This is a genomic window from Erythrobacter sp. LQ02-29 (genome assembly GCF_022576075.2).
In the GTDB taxonomy this organism is placed as follows: Bacteria; Pseudomonadota; Alphaproteobacteria; order Sphingomonadales; family Sphingomonadaceae; genus Alteriqipengyuania.
In genome coordinates this window covers 146378-164141 of sequence record NZ_JANCNT010000001.1, presented here as the reverse complement: position 1 = coordinate 164141, position 17764 = coordinate 146378, and the positions used below count along the sequence as shown (strand labels likewise).

At 65.8% G+C, this 17764-nt stretch carries 17 protein-coding genes; 8 read left to right on the top strand and 9 right to left on the bottom strand.

Annotated elements, in window-relative coordinates:
* Positions 1–32: 32 nt before the first annotated feature.
* On the top strand, positions 33–434 hold the full coding sequence (gene msrB, locus MKP08_RS00765) for a peptide-methionine (R)-S-oxide reductase MsrB (RefSeq protein WP_241554481.1): 402 nt from the start codon (positions 33–35) through the stop codon (positions 432–434).
* A 117-nt stretch (positions 435–551) separates the two neighbouring features.
* A complete protein-coding gene (locus MKP08_RS00760) occupies positions 552–2774 on the top strand; it encodes a transglycosylase domain-containing protein (RefSeq protein WP_241554480.1) in 2223 nt (740 codons plus the stop codon).
* Positions 2775–2808: 34 nt separating this feature from the next.
* On the opposite strand, the gene MKP08_RS00755 is transcribed toward MKP08_RS00760, so the two are convergent.
* The 4 genes from MKP08_RS00755 to dapD all read right to left on the bottom strand — a co-directional run bounded on the left by MKP08_RS00755 (position 2809) and on the right by dapD (position 4518).
* On the bottom strand, positions 2809–3000 hold the full coding sequence (locus tag MKP08_RS00755) for a DUF3008 family protein (protein ID WP_241554479.1): 192 nt from the start codon (positions 2998–3000) through the stop codon (positions 2809–2811).
* Positions 3000–3227, bottom strand: a complete 228-nt coding sequence (locus MKP08_RS00750) for a DUF2945 domain-containing protein (RefSeq protein ID WP_241554478.1) — start codon at positions 3225–3227, stop codon at positions 3000–3002. The genes MKP08_RS00755 and MKP08_RS00750 overlap by 1 nt, the downstream gene beginning before the upstream one ends.
* Positions 3228–3301: 74 nt before the next feature.
* Entirely contained in the window at positions 3302–3622 is a 321-nt protein-coding gene (locus MKP08_RS00745; protein ID WP_241554477.1) for a hypothetical protein, read from the bottom strand.
* Between the two features lie 74 nt (positions 3623–3696).
* Entirely contained in the window at positions 3697–4518 is an 822-nt protein-coding gene (gene dapD / locus MKP08_RS00740) for a 2,3,4,5-tetrahydropyridine-2,6-dicarboxylate N-succinyltransferase (RefSeq protein WP_241554476.1), read from the bottom strand.
* 188 nt (positions 4519–4706) lie between these two features.
* Here dapD and MKP08_RS00735 point away from each other — a divergent pair, with 188 nt between their 5' ends.
* On the top strand, positions 4707–7082 hold the full coding sequence (locus MKP08_RS00735) for a S8 family peptidase (protein WP_241554475.1): 2376 nt from the start codon (positions 4707–4709) through the stop codon (positions 7080–7082).
* A 21-nt stretch (positions 7083–7103) separates the two neighbouring features.
* On the opposite strand, the gene MKP08_RS00730 is transcribed toward MKP08_RS00735, so the two are convergent.
* Genes MKP08_RS00730 through MKP08_RS00715 form a run of 4 tightly spaced genes read right to left on the bottom strand, consistent with a single transcriptional unit; the run spans position 7104 to position 12098 of the window.
* On the bottom strand, positions 7104–8174 hold the full coding sequence (locus MKP08_RS00730; protein ID WP_241554474.1) for a phosphotransferase family protein: 1071 nt from the start codon (positions 8172–8174) through the stop codon (positions 7104–7106).
* Complete coding sequence (locus MKP08_RS00725) at positions 8174–9262, bottom strand: Zn-dependent alcohol dehydrogenase (protein WP_241554473.1); 1089 nt, start codon at positions 9260–9262, stop codon at positions 8174–8176. The genes MKP08_RS00730 and MKP08_RS00725 overlap by 1 nt, the downstream gene beginning before the upstream one ends.
* Positions 9262–10581, bottom strand: coding sequence for an acyl-CoA dehydrogenase family protein (locus tag MKP08_RS00720; protein ID WP_241554472.1), 1320 nt, complete (start codon positions 10579–10581; stop codon positions 9262–9264). The genes MKP08_RS00725 and MKP08_RS00720 overlap by 1 nt, the downstream gene beginning before the upstream one ends.
* 50 nt (positions 10582–10631) lie before the next feature.
* Positions 10632–12098: an MFS transporter gene (locus MKP08_RS00715; RefSeq protein WP_241554471.1), complete on the bottom strand. Its 1467-nt coding sequence runs from the start codon at positions 12096–12098 to the stop codon at positions 10632–10634.
* A 247-nt stretch (positions 12099–12345) separates the two neighbouring features.
* Between MKP08_RS00715 and MKP08_RS00710 the strand changes: the two genes are divergently transcribed.
* The 4 genes from MKP08_RS00710 (at position 12346) to MKP08_RS00695 (ending at position 16288) form a co-directional block, all read left to right on the top strand.
* Positions 12346–13527: an acyl-CoA dehydrogenase family protein gene (locus MKP08_RS00710; protein ID WP_241554470.1), complete on the top strand. Its 1182-nt coding sequence runs from the start codon at positions 12346–12348 to the stop codon at positions 13525–13527.
* A 116-nt stretch (positions 13528–13643) separates the two neighbouring features.
* Positions 13644–14783, top strand: coding sequence for an acyl-CoA dehydrogenase family protein (locus tag MKP08_RS00705; protein ID WP_241554469.1), 1140 nt, complete (start codon positions 13644–13646; stop codon positions 14781–14783).
* Positions 14784–14931: 148 nt separating this feature from the next.
* Positions 14932–15738, top strand: coding sequence for an SDR family oxidoreductase (locus MKP08_RS00700; protein ID WP_241554468.1), 807 nt, complete (start codon positions 14932–14934; stop codon positions 15736–15738).
* 61 nt (positions 15739–15799) lie between these two features.
* Positions 15800–16288, top strand: a complete 489-nt coding sequence (locus MKP08_RS00695; RefSeq protein WP_241554467.1) for a hypothetical protein — start codon at positions 15800–15802, stop codon at positions 16286–16288.
* Positions 16289–16309: 21 nt separating this feature from the next.
* Here MKP08_RS00695 and msrA read toward each other — a convergent pair whose 3' ends face one another.
* Positions 16310–16849: a peptide-methionine (S)-S-oxide reductase MsrA gene (gene msrA / locus MKP08_RS00690; RefSeq protein WP_241554466.1), complete on the bottom strand. Its 540-nt coding sequence runs from the start codon at positions 16847–16849 to the stop codon at positions 16310–16312.
* A 97-nt stretch (positions 16850–16946) separates the two neighbouring features.
* On the opposite strand from msrA, the gene MKP08_RS00685 reads away from it, so the two are divergent.
* On the top strand, positions 16947–17756 hold the full coding sequence (locus MKP08_RS00685; RefSeq protein WP_241554465.1) for a class I SAM-dependent methyltransferase: 810 nt from the start codon (positions 16947–16949) through the stop codon (positions 17754–17756).
* The last annotated feature ends 8 nt before the right edge of the window (positions 17757–17764 follow it).

Genomic DNA, 17764 nt, shown 5'->3' with positions numbered 1-17764 from the left:
CCATATGGGAAACCGACGCGAAGGAGAATGCGATGACCGACAAGCTGGAACTGACCGACGAGCAATGGCGCGAGCGCCTGAGCCCCGAGCAATATCACGTGCTGCGCGAGGCCGGTACCGAGCGCGCCTTCACCGGCAAGTACGACAAGAACAAGCAGGCGGGCGAATATCACTGCGCCGCGTGCGGTCGCCTGGTTTTCGAGAGCGAGGACAAGTACGACAGCGGATCTGGCTGGCCCAGCTTCGTGCGCCCGGCCGATGGCGACGCGGTGGAAGAGCACAGCGACACCAGCCACGGCATGGTGCGGACCGAGGTCGTCTGCGCGAATTGCGAAAGCCATCTGGGGCATCTCTTCCCCGACGGTCCGCAGCCGACCGGCCTGCGCTATTGCATCAACAGCGCCGCGCTCCAGTTCGAACCGGAAGAAGCCTGACGTCGCCACCTCGCCCTTCCGGCTTTGCCGTTCACGCCGCATTACGCTAGGCGCTGGCACCGGTCCCGTTCGGATCGTATCGGATAGCGGCGGGTGACACCCCGCTGGAGGGAATGAATGGCGCAACGGCGCGGCGGTAGCGGCAACCGCAAGGGCAAGGGGCGCAAGCCACAGGCCAAGCAGGGCAGCGGGTTCTGGAAATGGACCCGGCGGCTGGTCGGCTGGGGCGCGGTGCTGGCGGGGCTCGGCGCGCTGTTCCTGGGCATCGCGGTGCTGTTCGCGGCCAAGGAGCTGCCCAGCTTCTCCCAATTGAAGGCGACCCAGAACGCGCAGACCATCGTCGTGCGTGCCCGCGACGGGACGGAGATCGTGGAACTGGGGCCGAGCTACGGCAAATGGCTCGACAGCTCCGAAATCCCGCAGGTGATGAAGGATGCGATGATCTCGGTCGAGGACCGAAGGTTCTATTCGCACCCCGGCGTCGATCCCTACGGCCTGGCGCGTGCGCTGTACGTGGCGATGACCGGAGACAAGCGCATCGCCGCGACATCGACCATCACCCAGCAGCTCGCGCGTAACATCTTCCTCAATTCGAACCGCTCGCTCGACCGCAAGATGCGCGAAGGGGTGCTGGCGCTGGCGCTGGAGGCGAAATTCTCCAAGCAGCAGATCCTCGAACTCTATCTCAACAAGGTCTATTTCGGCGGCGGAGCATACGGCATCGACAGCGCCAGCCGGAAATTCTTCAGCCATCCCGGCACCGAGCTCAACACCGCCGAGGCGGCGATCATCGCCGGACTGGTGAAGGCCCCCAGCCGCTATTCGCCCACCGCCGACGTCGACGCGGCGGTCGACCGGGCGCAGGTCGTGCTTCGCCTCATGCGCGAACAGGGCCGGATCAGCGCGGCGCAGGCATCGGTCGACCCCTCGGCGGTCAAGCTGAAGAAGGACGCGAGCCAGAACTCGGTGCGCTATTTCACCGACTGGGCGCTGCCCCAGCTCGATGTGCTGTTGCCCGAAACGTTCGAACCGATCGAGGTCTGGACCACGCTCGATGTCGGGATGCAGCGGGCGGCGACCGCCGCGGTGAAGGCGAACGCGCCCAAGGGCGCGCAGGGCGCGCTGGTCAGCCTCGATCGCGACGGCGCGGTGCTGGCGCTCGTCGGCGGGACCGATTACGTGAAAACGAGCTTCAACCGGGCGACCGATGCGCAGCGCCAGCCCGGCTCTGCATGGAAGCTGTTCGTCTATCTCGCCGCGCTGGAGGCGGGCTACAAGCCCGACGACCGGGTTGTGGACGGGCCGGTCACGATCAAAGGGTGGAGCCCGAAGAATTCGGGGGGCGGCTATGCGGGCGAGATGAACGTGCGCAGCGCCTTCGCCTATTCGAAGAACACCGTCGCGGCGCAACTGGGCAACGAGGTCGGGTTCGACAATGTCGCGGCGATGGCCCGCCGGTTTGGCATCACCACCGATATATCCACCTATCCGGCGATGGTGCTGGGCAGTTCGACCGTGCGGCTGATCGACATGACCCGCGCCTTCGCCGGGATTTCGGCGGGCGGCAAATCGGTAGAGCCCTATGGCATCGTGAAGGTCACCACCGCCAGCGGGCGCACCGTCTATGAACATGAGCCCGAGCGGCAGGTGAAGCTGGTGGCGGACTATATTGCGATGGAGATGACCGATCTCCTCCAGACGGCGGTCGCCACGGGCACCGGGCGCGCGGCCCAGATTGGCCGGCCCGTAGCGGGCAAGACAGGCACCACCAGCTCCAACAAGGATGGCTATTTCGTCGGCTTCTCCAGCGGGATCACCACCGGCGTATGGATGGGGCGCGACGACAACCGGGCGGTCGGCGGACTGTCCGGGGGGCGGGCCCCAGCACAGGCATTCTCCGCCTATATGCGGTACGCGGTGAAGGATCGACCGGTGGAGGAATTCGAGACCGACGTGGAATTGCCCGAATGGCAGACCGAGCCGGACGACGAGTTCTATTTCGGCGATCCGGACGAGTATTACTACATCGACGAGCAGGGCAATCTGGTTGAACCGGGGCGGCGCGCGCCGGACGATAATGGAAATGCCTCACCCGCAGTGCCCACGCCCGGCGCACCCGGCTCCACCCAGCGTCGCCCGGACATGGGCGAGGACGGTGCCCCGCAGGCGGCGGGCGACGATTTCCTGGAACGCGCGACCGGGCGGCGGCTGCCCTCCTCGCCATCGCCGCGTCCCGCCCCGCGCCCCAACCCGAGTGCGCTGGAGCCTGCACCCGGTGGACGGGAGCCGGTCTCACGACCCGACGGCAGCGTCACCTACCGTTCTCCCGCACCGCAATAGGCGGGGGAGGGAAGGGCGTGCACGCCCGGACGACTTAATCGTCGTCGTCGACCTTATCGGGCAGGCCTTCGCGATCGGTGGAGGCGTAATCCTCCAGCTCGTCCTCGCTCATGCTGTCGTACATCTGCTTGGAGGCGCCTTGCAGGTCGGAAACCTTGGTGTCGCCGCGCTTCGCGGACAGGGCCGCGCCTGCGGCCTTCTGCTGTGCTTTCGATTTTGCCGGCATCAGTCCTGCGCCTCCAGTTCGGATCCGCGCTTCAGCACCTCGTCGCCATCGTCCTGCTTGATCAGATATGCGGGGTTGTCGGAATCGCCGTCCTTGGTGATCTCGCTGCCCTGCAGGGTGCGAGTCACCTCGCGCTCGAAGCGCTCCTTGATCTGGCCCTTGCCGATGCCGTTGCCCCAGTTCCACTGGACATATTGCCCGGTCTGGAAACTGTTGGAATTGCTCATCGAATACCTCCTTCGCCGCTCCTCGACGTCATCCGAAACGGCGAGGGGGAGAAGGAGGTTCCATCAGAAGCGGATCAGGTCGCGGGGGTTGTAGGATCGTTGTCGATCACCTCCAGCCCGTTATCGAGCTGGTTCTGATCCGTCGCCACGCCTTCGCCGGCATCCGCCCCGTCGCCGACGATGCTGTCGTCGTTGGCCTGCGCCTCGATATTGCCGGATGCGGTAATCTCTTCTTCCTGGTCGCCCTGCGTCAACGCGCCGGTCATCCAGATGACGGTGAGGAGCACGATCGCCAGCAGGGTGCCGATGATCAGTACCCAGCGGACCACACCTTCCTTGCTGCCGCCGCTGGCGCGGGTTTCGTCGATATGCGTGTTGTCGTTACGGTCGGCCATGATCGTGGTCCCCTCGGATTGTATGCCGGTCATAAGCGCGCGGCATGTAAGCATGTTCCCTGGCAGGCTGCGCGTCAATCGCGCAGCAGCTCGTTGATACCCGTCTTGGCCCGCGTCTGCTCGTCGACCGTCTTCACGATCACCGCGCAGGCAAGCGACGGCTTGCCCGCCTCGCCCGGCAGCGATCCGGGTACGACCACCGAATAGGGCGGAATATGGCCGCGGATCACTTCGCCGCTATCGCGATAGACGATCTTGGTAGAGGCGGTAATGAACACGCCCATGGCGACCACGCAGCCCTCGCCGACCTGCACGCCCTCGACGATTTCGGACCGCGCGCCGATGAAGCAATTGTCGCCGATGATCGTGGGATTGGCCTGCAGCGGCTCGAGCACGCCGCCGATCCCGGCCCCGGCGGAGATATGGCAGTTCTCGCCCACTTGCGCGCAGCTCCCGACGCTGGCCCAGGTGTCGATCATGCTGCCGTCGCCGACATGGGCGCCGATATTGATGAAACTGGGCATCAGCACGGTGCCCTTGCCGATATGGCTGCCCCGGCGCACGATCGCGCCCGGCACGACGCGAAAGCCCGCCTCGCGAAAGCGTGCCTCGTTCCAGCCGGCGAACTTGCTGGGCACCTTGTCGAACGCGGGCGCGCCGACCGCACCTTCGATCACGGCGTTGTCGCGCAGGCGGAAGGACAGCAGGACTGCCTTTTTCAGCCATTGATTGACCTGCCAGCCGCCGGTTCCGTCGGGCTCGGCGACACGGCGTTCGCCGCTGTCGAGCAGGGCGATCGCTTCCTCGACCGCCTGCGCGACCCCGCGGCTGTTGGGGGTGACGTTCGCGCGATCTTCCCACGCGGCATCGATCGCACTCTGGAGCGCCTGTGTCATTCCTGCGGGTACCTCGTGTCGCTTTTTCGGGCTTCGCGCGCTGCTAGCGGGGGCCCGGGCGCGAGACAAGCGGGGGTATCTACAAATTCCCACCGCTCCGGCAGGGCGATATTAACCATATCGATAGCATCGTGATGATAGACAATCGACCACACCGCCATCGAGGACTGACCTTTCAGGGATCGCACATGACATCGACCAATAATCGGGCCCGCCTCGGCGGTGCCGCCGCCATAGCCGCGATGGTTACGTTGAGCGCATGCGGCGGCGGTGGCGATGGTGGGGGCGGGGTGATCAGCACTCCCGCGCCGCAGCCGCCGGTAACCCCGGCACCGACGCCTCCTCCCCCTCCGCCCCCGCCGCCGCCCCCGAACTTCAACACCGCGGAATATCGCCGATCGGACGGGCCGGCCTATCACAACGCGATCACCGCGTGGCAGCAGGGCGCGACCGGCAAGGATACCGCGATCGCGATCATCGATACCGGGATCGATCAGGACAATCCCGAATTCGCCGGCCGCATCCTCGCCGGCTCCGGCGATGTAGCGGGCAATCGTTCGCTCGATGGGGAGGACGATCACGGCACCAATGTCGCGCTGGTCGCGGCGGCCGCGCGCAACGATACCGGCGTCGTCGGCATTGCCTACAACGCCAATCTGCTGATCTATCGCGCCGACACGCCGGGCACCTGCGCCGGTCCGGACGATCCCGACGATGTCGAGTGCACCTTCTCCGATCGCGACATCGCGACGGGGATAGACCGCGCCGTCGCGGCAGGGGCGCGGGTGGTCAATCTGAGCCTCGGCGGGGGCAGCCCCAGCGAGCAATTGCGTACCGCAGTCAATCGCGCGGCCGCCGCCGGGGTCGTGATCATCGTCGCTGCCGGCAACGATGGCGACTCGACCGAACCCGATCTCGATCCCGACAACCCCGATCCCTTCGGCCGCGGCATCCTGCAGTCAGGCAGTGGTTCGGTCATTATCGTCGGCTCGGTCGATGAGAATGGCGAGTTTTCGGACTTCAGCAACCGCGCGGGTGCGGAAGCCGCGTCGTTCCTGTCCGCGCGGGGGGAATCGATCTGCTGCGTATACGAAGACGGAACACTGAAGGTCACCAATCGCGACGGTCAGCAGTTCGTCTCGCTGTTTTCAGGCACCAGCTTCTCCGCCCCGCAGGTTTCGGGCGCGGTCGCACTGCTGGCGCAAGCCTTCCCCAACCTGACCGGGCAGCAGATCGTCAAGCTGCTGCTCGATACCGCGCGCGACGCAGGCGCGGCGGGCACGGACGCGATCTACGGGCGCGGTATTCTGGACATCGCAGCAGCCTTCGCGCCGCAGGGCCGGACCACGCTGGCAGGGACGGGCACCGCGTTCGCCCTGGCGGACGATATGCTGGTCGGTTCGGGCGCGATGGGCGACGCATTGGCCACGAGTTCGCTCAAGACCGTCATGCTCGACAAGTACGATCGCGCCTACGGTATCGACCTGGGCGCCGCAGCCCGGGGGGCGGCGGTCGAACGTCGCCTGCGGGCCGCAGTCGGCACATCGACCCGGCGCATCGTTGCCGGCAATGCGAAAGTCAGCCTGGCCTTCACTGTTGCGTCGTCCGGCGATACCATGCCCCTGTCCAACCCCCTGCGGCTCGCGCCCGGCGATGCGGAGAAGGCACGCGTGCTCGCCGGACGGGTCGCCTTGCGGATAAACCCGGAAACGCAGCTGGGCTTCGCCTTTTCCGAAGGTCCCGAAGGGCTGGCCGCGCACATGCAGGGGCAGGATCGCCCCGCCTTCATGATAGCGGGCGATGCTGCCGGTGACACCGGCTTCGAGAAAAGCGAGGGTTCCGCCGTCGCACTGCGCCGCTCACTGGGCCGCACCAGCCTGACGCTGACCGCGGCCGGCGGCGATGTCTGGCTGGGCAATTACCGCCGCGGGATCGACGTGACGGGTGCGCGCCGCGAACGCTATCCGTTCAACCGCTTCGGCGTGGCGGCGGATCGCCAGATCGGCCCGGTCGCGACCACCATCGGCATCGAATGGCTGCGCGAGGATCGCACCGTGCTGGGGGCCTATCTGAACGACAGTTTCGGGTCGCGCGGGGCCGACAGCCTGTTTCTCGATACCTCGCTGGGGCTGAACCTCGCGAGCGATCTGCGGCTGGGCGCTTCGCTGCGCCAGGGCATGACCCGCGCGCATAGCGGTGGGCTGGTGGCGGGCGGATCGACCATGCGCAGCGGTGCGTGGTCACTCGATCTGGTCCGGGAGAACACCCTTCGCCCTGGCGACGCGTTCGGTTTCCGCTTGTCGCAGCCGCTCAGGGTGGAGGCAGGCGGGCTCTCGCTCAACCTGCCGGTCGGTTACGACTACGCCAGCCAGGAGACGACGTTCGGCATTCGCACCCTGTCGCTGGCGCCCAGCGGACGCGAGGTGATGGGCGAGCTCAACTGGCGCACCCCGCTATGGGGTGGCGGGCTCTCGGCCAGCGCCTTCTACCGCCGCCAGCCGGGCCATTATGCGCAGGCCCCCGACGATCAGGGTGTGCTGGTGCGTTTCAACCGCGATTTCTAACCCTGCGCGAGGGAAGGCCGGTCAGTCGAGACCGGCCTCCTTCGCGAAGTGATAGGCATTGGCGACGAGGGGTGCGACACGTTCGCTCATCTGTTTCGCATGCGCGGAGCTGGCGGTGCCGTCGATCACCCGCTTCTTGATCCCCTGCATGATGCCCGCCAGCCGGAACAGGTTGTAGGCGAAGTACCAATCCATCGGCGGCACGGGATAGCCGGTGCGCGCGACGTAGCGTTCCACCGCTTCCTCGCGCGTCGGGATGCCCAGCGCGGCATGGTCGAGCCCGCCGATCCCCGCGCGCCCGTCGGGCGGATTGACCCAGTTGAGCATGAAATAGGCGAAATCCGCGACCGGATCGCCTAGTGTCGACAGCTCCCAGTCGAGGACCGCGATGATGCGGTTTTCGCTGGCGTGGAAAATCAGGTTGTCGAGCCGGTAGTCGCCGTGCACGATGCCGCTGGCGTGCTGCGCGGGAATCGTCTCAGGTAGCCATTCGATCAGACGGTCCATTTCGGGGATCGTGTCGGTCTCCGACAGTCGGTACTGCTTGCTCCAGCGCGCGATCTGGCGCGCGCAGTAATCCTGCGGCTTGCCGAAATCGCCCATGCCGATCGCCTGCGGGTCCTTCAGGTGGAGGTCCGCCAGCGTGTCGATCATCGCGTGGTAGATCTCGCGCCGCTGGTCCGGTTCGTAATCTGGCAACGCACCGTTCCACAGATTGCGCCCATCGGCGAGGTCCATGACGAAGAACTTGGCACCGATGACCTCGGTATCCTCGCACAGGCCGTAGGTCCTGGGCACCGGAAATCCGGTCGGACCGAGGCACCTCATCGCGGTGTATTCGCGATCCACAGCGTGAGCGGAAGGGAGCAGCTTGCCGAAGGGCTGGCGGCGCAGCACGTAGGTGCGGCCGGGCGTCTTCACCTTGTAGGTCGGGTTGGACTGCCCCCCCTTGAACTTCTCCAGCGAGATCGGCCCGGAAAACCCCTCGACGTTATCCTCGAACCACGCCGTCAGCGCCGCCTCGTCCAGCCGGTCGCGTTCGGGCACCTCCACGGTGCCGACCATCTCGCTCTCGTAATCGATCTTCGCCATTACTCGAACACCACCACGTTGCGGGCGCTGTGCCCCTCTCGCATCCGGTCGAACCCTTCATTGATCTGTTCGAGCGGAATGCGGTCGGCGATGATGGTGTCGAGATCGAGCAGGCCGCGCAGGTAGAAATCCACCAGCCGCGGCAGGTCGACCGGGAAACGGTTGTCGCCCATGAACGCGCCCTGCAGTTTCTTGGACGCAAGCAGGTCGAGCGCGCCGAGGCCCACCTTGCAATCCAGCGGCATCATGCCGAGCACGGTCGCGGTGCCCCCGCGTCGCAGGACCTTGATCGCCAGCGCGGCGGAGGCTTCGCGCCCCACCGCCTCGATGGCGTGATGGACCCCTCCGCCGGTGATCTTTACCACCTCGTCCGCCGCGGTATCGCTCAGCGCATCGATCGTGTGCGTTGCGCCCAGCGCTTCGGCGAGCTGGCGCTTCTCCGGCAGCGGGTCGAGCGCGATCACCTTGCCCGCGCCCGCGATCTTCGCGGCGTTGACGGCGGCGAGCCCCACGCCGCCGCAGCCGACGACCGCCACGCTTTCACCGGGAACCAGTTTGCAGGCGTTGAAGATCGCGCCCGCACCGGTGGTGACGGCGCAGCCCAGGATCGCCGCCCGGTCGAGCGGCATGTCCTTGTCGATCGCGACGCAGGCATGTTCGTGGATCAGCATCTGTTCGGCGAAGGCGGACAGGTTCAGCATCTGGTTGACCGCCTCCCCGTCCTCGAAGGTGATGCGCGGGTCCGCGTCGCGGCTCCGTCGCACGTCGCGGCTGATGCACAGGGCAAGACGGCCCGTGGTGCAGAACTCGCAATGCCCGCAATAGGCCGACAGGCACGACACCACGTGGTCGCCCGGCTTTACCGTTTTCACCTCCTGCCCCACCGCGCGGACGACGCCCGCCGCTTCGTGGCCGGGAATGGTCGGCAGAGCGTGCGGATAATGTCCGTCGATGAAATGCAGGTCCGAATGGCAGAGGCCGCACGCCTTCACATCGACCAGCACCTCGTGCGGGCCGGGTTCGGCCAGCACGACCTCGCGGATGACGAGACCTTCGCCGGGCTTTTCGAGAATTGCTGCCTTCGTCATCAGCGCGCTCCGCCGGCCGCGGCGCTACCCGCGCTGGCCCGTGCCGCGCCGCCGGTGCCGAGACCGCTCTCGTCGGGCTCGGGGGCGTGCTTGCCGAACTCCATACGCGCGATGGAGCGGGCGTGGACCTCGTCCGGCCCATCGGCCAGGCGCAGGGTGCGCTGGTGGGCGTAGGACTTGGCGAGACCGAAATCGTCGCTCACGCCCGCGCCTCCATGCGCCTGGATCGCGTCGTCGATGATGCGCAGCGCCATGTTGGGTGCCTGCACCTTGATCATCGCGATTTCCTGCTTCGCGGCCTTGTTGCCGACCTTGTCCATCATGTCGGCGGCCTTCAGGCAAAGCAGGCGCGTCATCTCGATGTCGATACGGGCGCGGGCAACGCGCTCTTCCCAGACCGAATGCTTGTACACCGGCTTTCCGAACGCCTCGCGCGATTGCAGGCGACGGCACATCTTCTCCAGCGCTTCCTCGGCGGTGCCGATGGTGCGCATGCAGTGGTGGATGCGACCAGGCCCCAGGCGACCCTGCGCGATTTCGAAGCCGCGCCCTTCGCCCAGCAGCATATTGGTGGCGGGGATGCGCACATCCTTCAGCTCGATCTCCATATGGCCGTGCGGCGCATCGTCGTAACCGAACACAGGCAGGTGGCGCAGGACGGTGACGCCCGGCGCGTCGAGCGGCATCAGCACCATCGATTGCTGCACGTGCCGCTGCGCCTCGAAATCGGTCTTGCCCATCACGATCGCGACCTTGCAGCGCGGATCGCCCGCGCCCGAGCTCCACCATTTGCGCCCGTTGATGACGTATTCGTCGCCGTCCCGCTCGATGCGGGTTTCGATATTGGTCGCGTCGGAGCTCGCCACGAAGGGTTCGGTCATCAGGAAGGCGGAGCGGATGTCGCCGTTCATCAGAGGTTTAAGCCAATCCTCCTTCTGCTGCGCGGTGCCATAGCGGTGTAGCACCTCCATGTTTCCGGTATCCGGCGCAGAACAGTTGAAGACCTCGCTCGCAAAGCCGATGCGGCCCATCTCCTCGGCGCATAGGGCGTATTCGAGATTGGTGAGGCCGGGGCCTTCGAACTCGAAGCTCTCGTCGACATGGTGATGGCTGTCGTTGCGCGGCGGCATGAAAAGGTTCCAGATGCCCTGCGCCTTCGCCTTGGCCTTCAGATCCTCGACCACGGGGATGACTTTCCATCGCTCGCCCTTCGCATCCTGCTCGCGATAGGTCGCGACCGCCGGGCGAACCTCGGCCTCGATGAAGTGGCGCACGCGGTCGCGCCAGTGCTGCTGCCGGTCGGTCGGTTGGAAATCCATGGGCTCGGTCCTCTTCTCTTTCTTTTCGGTCTTTTGAAAGCGATGTGTTTTCAGGGCGTGATGGTCAGATGTTCGCGATCGGCGCGCGCGGCTGCGGCGAGGGCGGCGACCCGTGCCTCGTGCTCCGCCCGTCCGATTGGGAAGCGGCCCAGCCAGAAGGCGGTCAGCGCGACCAGCACGCCGCCGATGCCGACATAGAGCCAGATCAGCGTATCGAGGGTGGAGGCGGGCACAGTGCCCGGCTGGGCGTTGCGGACCAGCTGCGAAGCGGCGATGACCTGTCCGGTCACGAAGATGCCGACGCCGGTCGCGCATTTCTGGATCAGCCAGTTGCCGGAGAAGAACGCCCCCTCCGACCTGCGTCCGGTACGCTCCTGATGCGCCTCCACCACGTCGGCGATCATGCTGCTGGCGCAGATCACTGTCGTGATCGCCAGCGCGTTGCCGATAACGAGAAAACAGAAATACAGGGCGGTGGAGACCGAGAACAAGCCCAGCACCGTGGCCGGCGCGCCCGGGTCCGGCCAGACGCCGAACTGGAACAGGTAATAGGGCCCGATCGCGATGACGTAGCCGGAAAGGGCGCAGATCATCGCCCCGCGGGGTTTGCCGAACCGCTTCTGCACCGGGTTGGCGATGACGAACATGATGATCGCGCCCAGCAGCAGCGCGGCGGGGAAGGCGTTGAGCGCCGCGCGGTCGAACTGCCACACGAACAGGTTCAGATATTGCGAGATGGAGAAGGTCATGCCCTGGAACACGTAGGCGGCGAGAGCGCCCGCGGCGAAGATCAGGAACGCCCGCTCCGAGAATGCTTCGCGGATTTCGGTGAAGGCCCGGCCGAACCTGAACGGGGCAGGGCGCTCCGGCGGCAGGTGCGCCAGCAGGCAGTGCTGGCCGAGAGCGGAACCAATGACGGAAACCACCATCAGGACCGCGCCGAAAATGCCGAAGGGCAAATATCCCTCGGCCTGCAACAGTCCCTCCGGCCCCGGCATGAAGACGCCGTATGCCATCACCATCATGATCAGTCCGCCCATCCAGCCCAGGAGGAAGCGATAGCGGAACAGCGTGGTACGCTCGTCGTAATCGGCGGTCAGTTCGGGGACGAGGCTGATGGACGGTACTTCGCAGGCGGACAGCAGCAGGCGAACGCACACCGCGATGCCGAACAGTTCGAGCGCGCTCGGCGCCGATCCGCCGGGCGGGGTCCACAGGAACACCCAAGCGATCGCCAGCGGGATCGGCGCGATGTACAGCCAGGGCAGGCGGCGCCCCCACCGCGTATAGGTCCGGTCGGAAAGGTTTCCGATCAGCGGATCGACCAGTGCGTCCACCAGCAATGCAGCGAGCAATACCTGCCCCACGGTGCCAGCATCCATGCCCAGCGCCTGGTTGTAGAAGATCAGGAGGAAGAAGCTGAAGCCGTTGTCCTTCACCCCGAAGGCGACTGCGCCGAATCCGTGCGCGAGCTTGACCCGCATGGGCAGCCTGCCGGTGGTAACGGGGGTGATCACGCGCGCGCAATGCCTCGGTCCCGCGCTGCTCGCAAGCAGGCGCGAAAGGCGCAGAATCGCGGGGTCGTCCTCTCCATCGACATTGCCGCCACATTAGGCGCACCGCCGCCCCCGTCAACGCGCGACGAGGTGACGCTACGGCATGGCGGAAAGGGGCGAAGCCGCTTGATCGCGCCGCGGATTTCCTCATATTTCGACTCAACGAAAGGCGCACAGGCGCCACCTTTGAGAGGAGCGAAAAGCGACCATGTCCGACCTCGAACAATTCCGCGCCGAAACCCGGCAGTGGCTCGAAGCCAATTGCCCGCCCGAGATGCGCGAGCCGGTGCGCGACGAGCGCGACATCTATTGGGACGGCCGCGATGCCGAGTTCAAGGACGAGGCGCAGAAGGCGTGGTTCGAGGCGTGCCGGGACAAGGGCTACACCGTGCCGAGCTGGCCGAAGGAATATGGCGGCGCGGGGCTCACCCCGCCGGAGGCAAAGGTGCTGCGCGAGGAAATGGCGCGGATCAATGCCCGGCCGCCGCTGTCCAGCTTCGGCATCTGGATGCTCGGCCCTGCGCTGCTCCAATTCGGTACCGAAGGTCAGAAGCAGCGCTTCCTGAACGAGATCGCGCGCGGCGAAATCCGCTGGTGCCAGGGCTATTCGGAGCCGGGCAGCGGGTCGGACCTCGTCAGCCTGCAGACTTACGGCGAGGACAAGGGCGATCATTGGGTCGTCAATGGGCAGAAGGTGTGGACCAGCTACGCCGACCAGGCCGACTGGATCTTCTGCCTCGTGCGTACCGACAAGACGAACAAGTACCAGGGCATCACCTTCATGCTGTTCGACATGGCGAGCGAGGGATGCAGCACGAAGCCGATCAAGCTGATCAGCGGCAACTCGCCCTTCTGCGAAACCTTCATGGACGATGTGAAGGTGCCCAAGAGCTATGGCGAGGACGTGCCGGCCTATGTGGGCGAGGTGAACCGCGGCTGGGACGTCGCGAAATATCTGCTCGGCCACGAACGCGAGATGATTTCGGGCGCGGGCGGGAGCGACCGCACAAGCGCGATCGGCGCGGCGATGAAACGCATGGCGGGCGAGCTGGACCCGGTGCTGCGCGCCGAGCTGGCGATGTTCGACGTCGATGCGCTCGCGTATGGCTGCATGGCGGAGAAGTTCCTCGACGAGGCGAAGGTGGGCAAGGCGCATCCGGCGCAGCCCAACATGATGAAGTATTCCGGGACCGAGCTGAACAAGCGTCGCCACGAGCTGATGATGGCGGTCGGCGGCTCGCGTAGCCTGGAATGGGACAGCGAGGAAACCGACGGGGGCACGCCCGCCCGCGGGTGGCTGCGGACCAAGGCCAACAGCATCGAAGGCGGCACCAGCGAGGTGATGCTGAACGTGATCGCGAAGCGCATCCTCGAACTGCCGGGCGGTTGAGGAGTTACGAATAATCGCCACCCCGGCCCGAGCCGGGGGCCCGCTTCCCGCGCGGGTGAAAGCTGCGGGATCCCGGATCAGGTCCGGAATGACGAAATCAGGGAAGAGGAAACCCGATGCCACTCTATCACGACGACGATCAGGCGATGCTCGCCGACAGCGCCAGCCAGTTCATGGCCGAAGAAGGCGCGATCGAGAAACAGCTGCGCCATTGGCGCGACCGCGAGTGCAAGGACGGCTTCGGTCATGGCTTGTGGGAACAGTTCGCCGAGATGGGTTTCACCGGCATGCTGGTGGACGAGGACGACGGCGGCCTGGGCATGGGCCATGTCGAGGCCGGAATCGTGCTGGAAGAGATCGGCCGCAATCTGACCCCGTCGCCCTTCCTCACCAGTTCGGTGATCGCGGTGACCGCGCTGAAGGGTGCCGACGCCGCGCTGAAGGAGCGCTATCTGCCCGGCCTGATCGAGGGTAAGGCGGTCTATGCCGTCGCGATCGACGAAGGGGCGAAGCATCGCCCCGAGCGAATCGCTTGCACGGCGGAGCGCTCCGGCAACGGTTTCAAGCTGTCGGGCCGCAAGGATTTCGTGATCCAGGGCGCGAGCGCGGACATGTTGGTGGTTGCCGCGCGGACCTCTGGCAGCGACGGCGACGAAGATGGCGTCACGCTATTCGCGGTGCCGAAGGATGCGGCGAATATGAGCCAGGATCCGGTGCGGCTGGTCGATAGCTCGATGGCGAGCCATGTGAAATTCGACGGGGTCGAACTCGATGGCGATGCCGTGATCGGCGAGGTCGATGGGGGGCGCGAATTGCTCAACCGCATGCTCGACGCCGGGCGCGTCGGCGCGGCGGCGGAGGGGGTGGGCGTCGCGCGGGGCGCGATGGATCGCACCGTCGACTACCTCAAGCAGCGCAAGCAGTTCGGCAAGCTGATCGGCGAGTTCCAAGCGTTGCAGCACCGCGCCGCGCATCTCTATGCCGAGGTCGAGATCGCCCGCGCCGCGGTGATCAAGGCGCAGCAATTGCTGGATGGCGGCAGCGAGCGTGGCAGTCTGATGGCCTCGGTCGCGAAGGCCAAGGTCGCGCGCACCGCCGCGCTGGCGGTGCAGGAGGGCGTGCAGATGCACGGCGGCATCGGCATGACCGACGAATACGATATCGGCCTGTTCATGAAGCGCGACCGCGCGCTCAGCGAATTTCTCGGCGATGCATATTACCACGCGGGCCGGGTGGCCGACCTTAGCGGATATTGATGAAGTCTCCCCTCCCGCTTGCGGGAGGGGGCGGGGGTGGGCATGGGCCGACCGGAGGGAAGGCCCACCCCGCTACGACTAGGACTTGCGAGGCAAGCCCAAGTCTCGCTGCTCCTTCCGCAGGCGGGAGGGGAAGAAAGAGATATTTATGAACCTCAACGACCTATTCACGCTCGAAGGCCGCGTCGCGCTCGTCACCGGCGGCAGTCGCGGCATCGGCAAGATGATCGTCGAGGGCCTGCTCGCCGCAGGCTGTGCGCGCGTCTATATCGTCGCGCGCAAGCAGGAGCAGGTGGAGGAGACGAGCGCCGAGTTCGGGGACAAGGTCATCGGTCTGGTCGGCGACTTGTCGCAGATGGACGGGATTCAGCAGCTCGCGGACGAACTTTCTTCGCGCGAGGACAGGCTGGACATCATCGTCAACAATGCGGGGGCCGCATGGGGCGAACCGTTCGAGGAGTTCGGCGAAGGGGGCTGGGACAAGACGGTTGATCTCAACCTGAAGACCCCGTTCTTCCTGACTCAAAAGCTGCACAAGCTGCTGAAGGCAGCGGCGACGAAGGACCGTCCCGCCAAGGTGCTGATGATCGCCAGCATAGACGGGATGAAGTCGAACCCGTGGGAAACCTATCCCTATCAGGCGTCCAAGGCGGGTCTCATCCACCTGACCCGCCGGATGGCCGCTCGCCTGATCGCCGATAATATCGTGGTCAACGGAATCGGTCCGGGGGCCTTCCCCAGTGCGATGAACCGCGCCGCGCGCGACAATGCCGACAAGGTGGAGAAGGGTATTCCAAGCCGCCGTGTCGGTGTTGCCGAAGATATGGCGGCTGGCGCGATCTATCTGCTCAGCCGGGCGGGCGACTATGTCGTCGGAACCACAATCCCGATCGACGGCGGCGTGGTCAATGCCAATATCGGCGCGGGCAATTTCGTCGATCCCAGCGGCGACTGAAGCGGAACCGCAATCCTTCGCGATGCTTTGCGTGAGTGTAGAATCGCGAAGGGATACGACAATGCAACTGCTCGCCGCTTTCATCATCATCGGCGGCGCGGTTTCGCTTGTCGCCTGCTCCGCGAACGACGAACCGCAACTTGATCAGCCGCGTCCGACGGGCGAGGTTGCGAAGGCCGAAAGCCCCGCGACCCCGGTGTCGAACGGGGGAGATGCGGGTGATCTGGGGCTCGAGAATGGCGTCTACGATGTTGTGGCGGGCGATGGACAATGCACCACCGAGCCGCCGCTGGCGACGGTCAATACTTTCGATGGCAAGGGCTTCGGCACCCGAAACTTCGGCACGTGCGTGTTCACCTGGGATCGCCACGAGGGTCGGACCTATACCGGCTCGCAGACCTGCACCGACAGCCAATCGAAGGAGCGGGTCACGGAAGAGCTGGCGATCACCGTGCTCGGCCCGACGCGCTATACGCGCGCTGGTGGTGGTAATGCCACCGCCACCTATGGGCGCTGCACGGGCGTGGACGAGAGCAGCTACGGCCTTTGAGGCCGTAGCCGCTCGCCATCCTCACGCGTCCTCGCGGACCTTGCCCTGGAAGCTCTTGCGCAGCTTCATCAGCTTGGGCGGGATCACCGCCATGCAATAGGGGTTCCGCTGGCCTTCGCCTTCCCAGTAATCCTGGTGGTAGTCCTCGGCCGGATACCACGTCCCGTCCTCGATCGTAGTCACCGCCTCGCCTGGATTGCTCTCGTTCCAGCGCGCGATCGCGGCCTCGGCCTCCTCGCGCTGCTCGTCCGATAGTGGGAAGATCGCGCTGCGATATTGGGTGCCGACATCGTTGCCCTGCCGGTTGAGCTGGCTGGGATCGTGGGTACCCATGAACATGTCGTAAATCTCGGCCAGCGAGACCCGGTCCCGGTCGAAGGTCAGCCGCACCGCTTCCGCATGTCCGGTATTGCCCGAGCACACCTGCTTGTAAGTCGGGTTCTCGACGTCGCCGCCGATATAGCCGCTTTCGACTTCGGTCACGCCGATCACGTCCTTGAACACCGCTTCGGTGCACCAGAAGCAACCGCCGGCGACGATCACGGTTTCGCTGTTTGCCATATCTCTTGTCTCCTTTGATCCCGCATGTAGGAACCGCGTCGCCCTTTGTCATCGCGCAGCGGTGGGCTAGATGGGGCAGAAGCAGCAGGAGAGAGACATGCGCCCGATCACGATCGCCTTCGCCGCCCTGGCCCTGGGCGCAACCGCCCCCGCTTTCGCGCAGGCCGCGCCCGATGCGGCGATGCAAGGCGCGCTGGCCCAGGACAACCGCGCCGACGATCGGGCCCGCGACGAATGGCGCCATCCGGCCGAAACGCTGGAGTTCTTCGAAGTGGAGCCCGGCATGACTGTGGTCGACTACATGCCGGCGAGCGGCTGGTACACGCGCGTGCTGGTGCCCTATCTCGGCAGCGCGGGGCGCTATGTCGGGATCATGCCCGACCCGGCCAGCGCCGACGTTGAGGGAATGGCGGGCTATTTCGCGAAGCTGCCTGCGGCCTTCGCCAAGGACAGCCCCGGCTGGAACCTGGCCGGTGCCCCGGTCGCCGCCTACGCATCTCAGGACGTTCCCGAGGCGCTGAAGGGCACCGTCGACCGTGCGCTGATCTTCCGCGAGATGCACAACCTCTACCGCTCCGGCGCGCTGCGTGCGGAGCTGATGCGCCTACGCGAATTGCTGAAGGATGACGGCATGTTGGGCATCGTCCAGCATCGCGCGAAGCCGTGGGCGGCGGGCGACTACACTGACGGCAGCCGCGGTTACATGCGCCAGAGCGACGTGATCGGCCTGGTCGAGGCGGCGGGTTTCGAGCTGGTCGGCACCAGCGAGGTCAACGCCAATGCCAAGGACAGCGCCGATCACCCGAAAGGCGTCTGGGAATTGCCGCCGTCCCGCTCGACCAACCGCGCAGAACTCGACGCGATCGGCGAGAGCGACCGCATGACCCTGTTGTTCCGCAAGCGCTGAGGCCCCCT

Coding starts and splice junctions, on each gene's coding strand:
- msrB (WP_241554481.1), top strand. CDS start 33: ATGACCGACAAGCTGGAACTGACCGACGAGCAATGGCGCGAGCGCCTG.
- MKP08_RS00760 (WP_241554480.1), top strand. CDS start 552: ATGGCGCAACGGCGCGGCGGTAGCGGCAACCGCAAGGGCAAGGGGCGC.
- MKP08_RS00755 (WP_241554479.1), bottom strand. CDS start 3,000: ATGCCGGCAAAATCGAAAGCACAGCAGAAGGCCGCAGGCGCGGCCCTG.
- MKP08_RS00750 (WP_241554478.1), bottom strand. CDS start 3,227: ATGAGCAATTCCAACAGTTTCCAGACCGGGCAATATGTCCAGTGGAAC.
- MKP08_RS00745 (WP_241554477.1), bottom strand. CDS start 3,622: ATGGCCGACCGTAACGACAACACGCATATCGACGAAACCCGCGCCAGC.
- dapD (WP_241554476.1), bottom strand. CDS start 4,518: ATGACACAGGCGCTCCAGAGTGCGATCGATGCCGCGTGGGAAGATCGC.
- MKP08_RS00735 (WP_241554475.1), top strand. CDS start 4,707: ATGACATCGACCAATAATCGGGCCCGCCTCGGCGGTGCCGCCGCCATA.
- MKP08_RS00730 (WP_241554474.1), bottom strand. CDS start 8,174: ATGGCGAAGATCGATTACGAGAGCGAGATGGTCGGCACCGTGGAGGTG.
- MKP08_RS00725 (WP_241554473.1), bottom strand. CDS start 9,262: ATGACGAAGGCAGCAATTCTCGAAAAGCCCGGCGAAGGTCTCGTCATC.
- MKP08_RS00720 (WP_241554472.1), bottom strand. CDS start 10,581: ATGGATTTCCAACCGACCGACCGGCAGCAGCACTGGCGCGACCGCGTG.
- MKP08_RS00710 (WP_241554470.1), top strand. CDS start 12,346: ATGTCCGACCTCGAACAATTCCGCGCCGAAACCCGGCAGTGGCTCGAA.
- MKP08_RS00705 (WP_241554469.1), top strand. CDS start 13,644: ATGCCACTCTATCACGACGACGATCAGGCGATGCTCGCCGACAGCGCC.
- MKP08_RS00700 (WP_241554468.1), top strand. CDS start 14,932: ATGAACCTCAACGACCTATTCACGCTCGAAGGCCGCGTCGCGCTCGTC.
- MKP08_RS00695 (WP_241554467.1), top strand. CDS start 15,800: ATGCAACTGCTCGCCGCTTTCATCATCATCGGCGGCGCGGTTTCGCTT.
- msrA (WP_241554466.1), bottom strand. CDS start 16,849: ATGGCAAACAGCGAAACCGTGATCGTCGCCGGCGGTTGCTTCTGGTGC.
- MKP08_RS00685 (WP_241554465.1), top strand. CDS start 16,947: ATGCGCCCGATCACGATCGCCTTCGCCGCCCTGGCCCTGGGCGCAACC.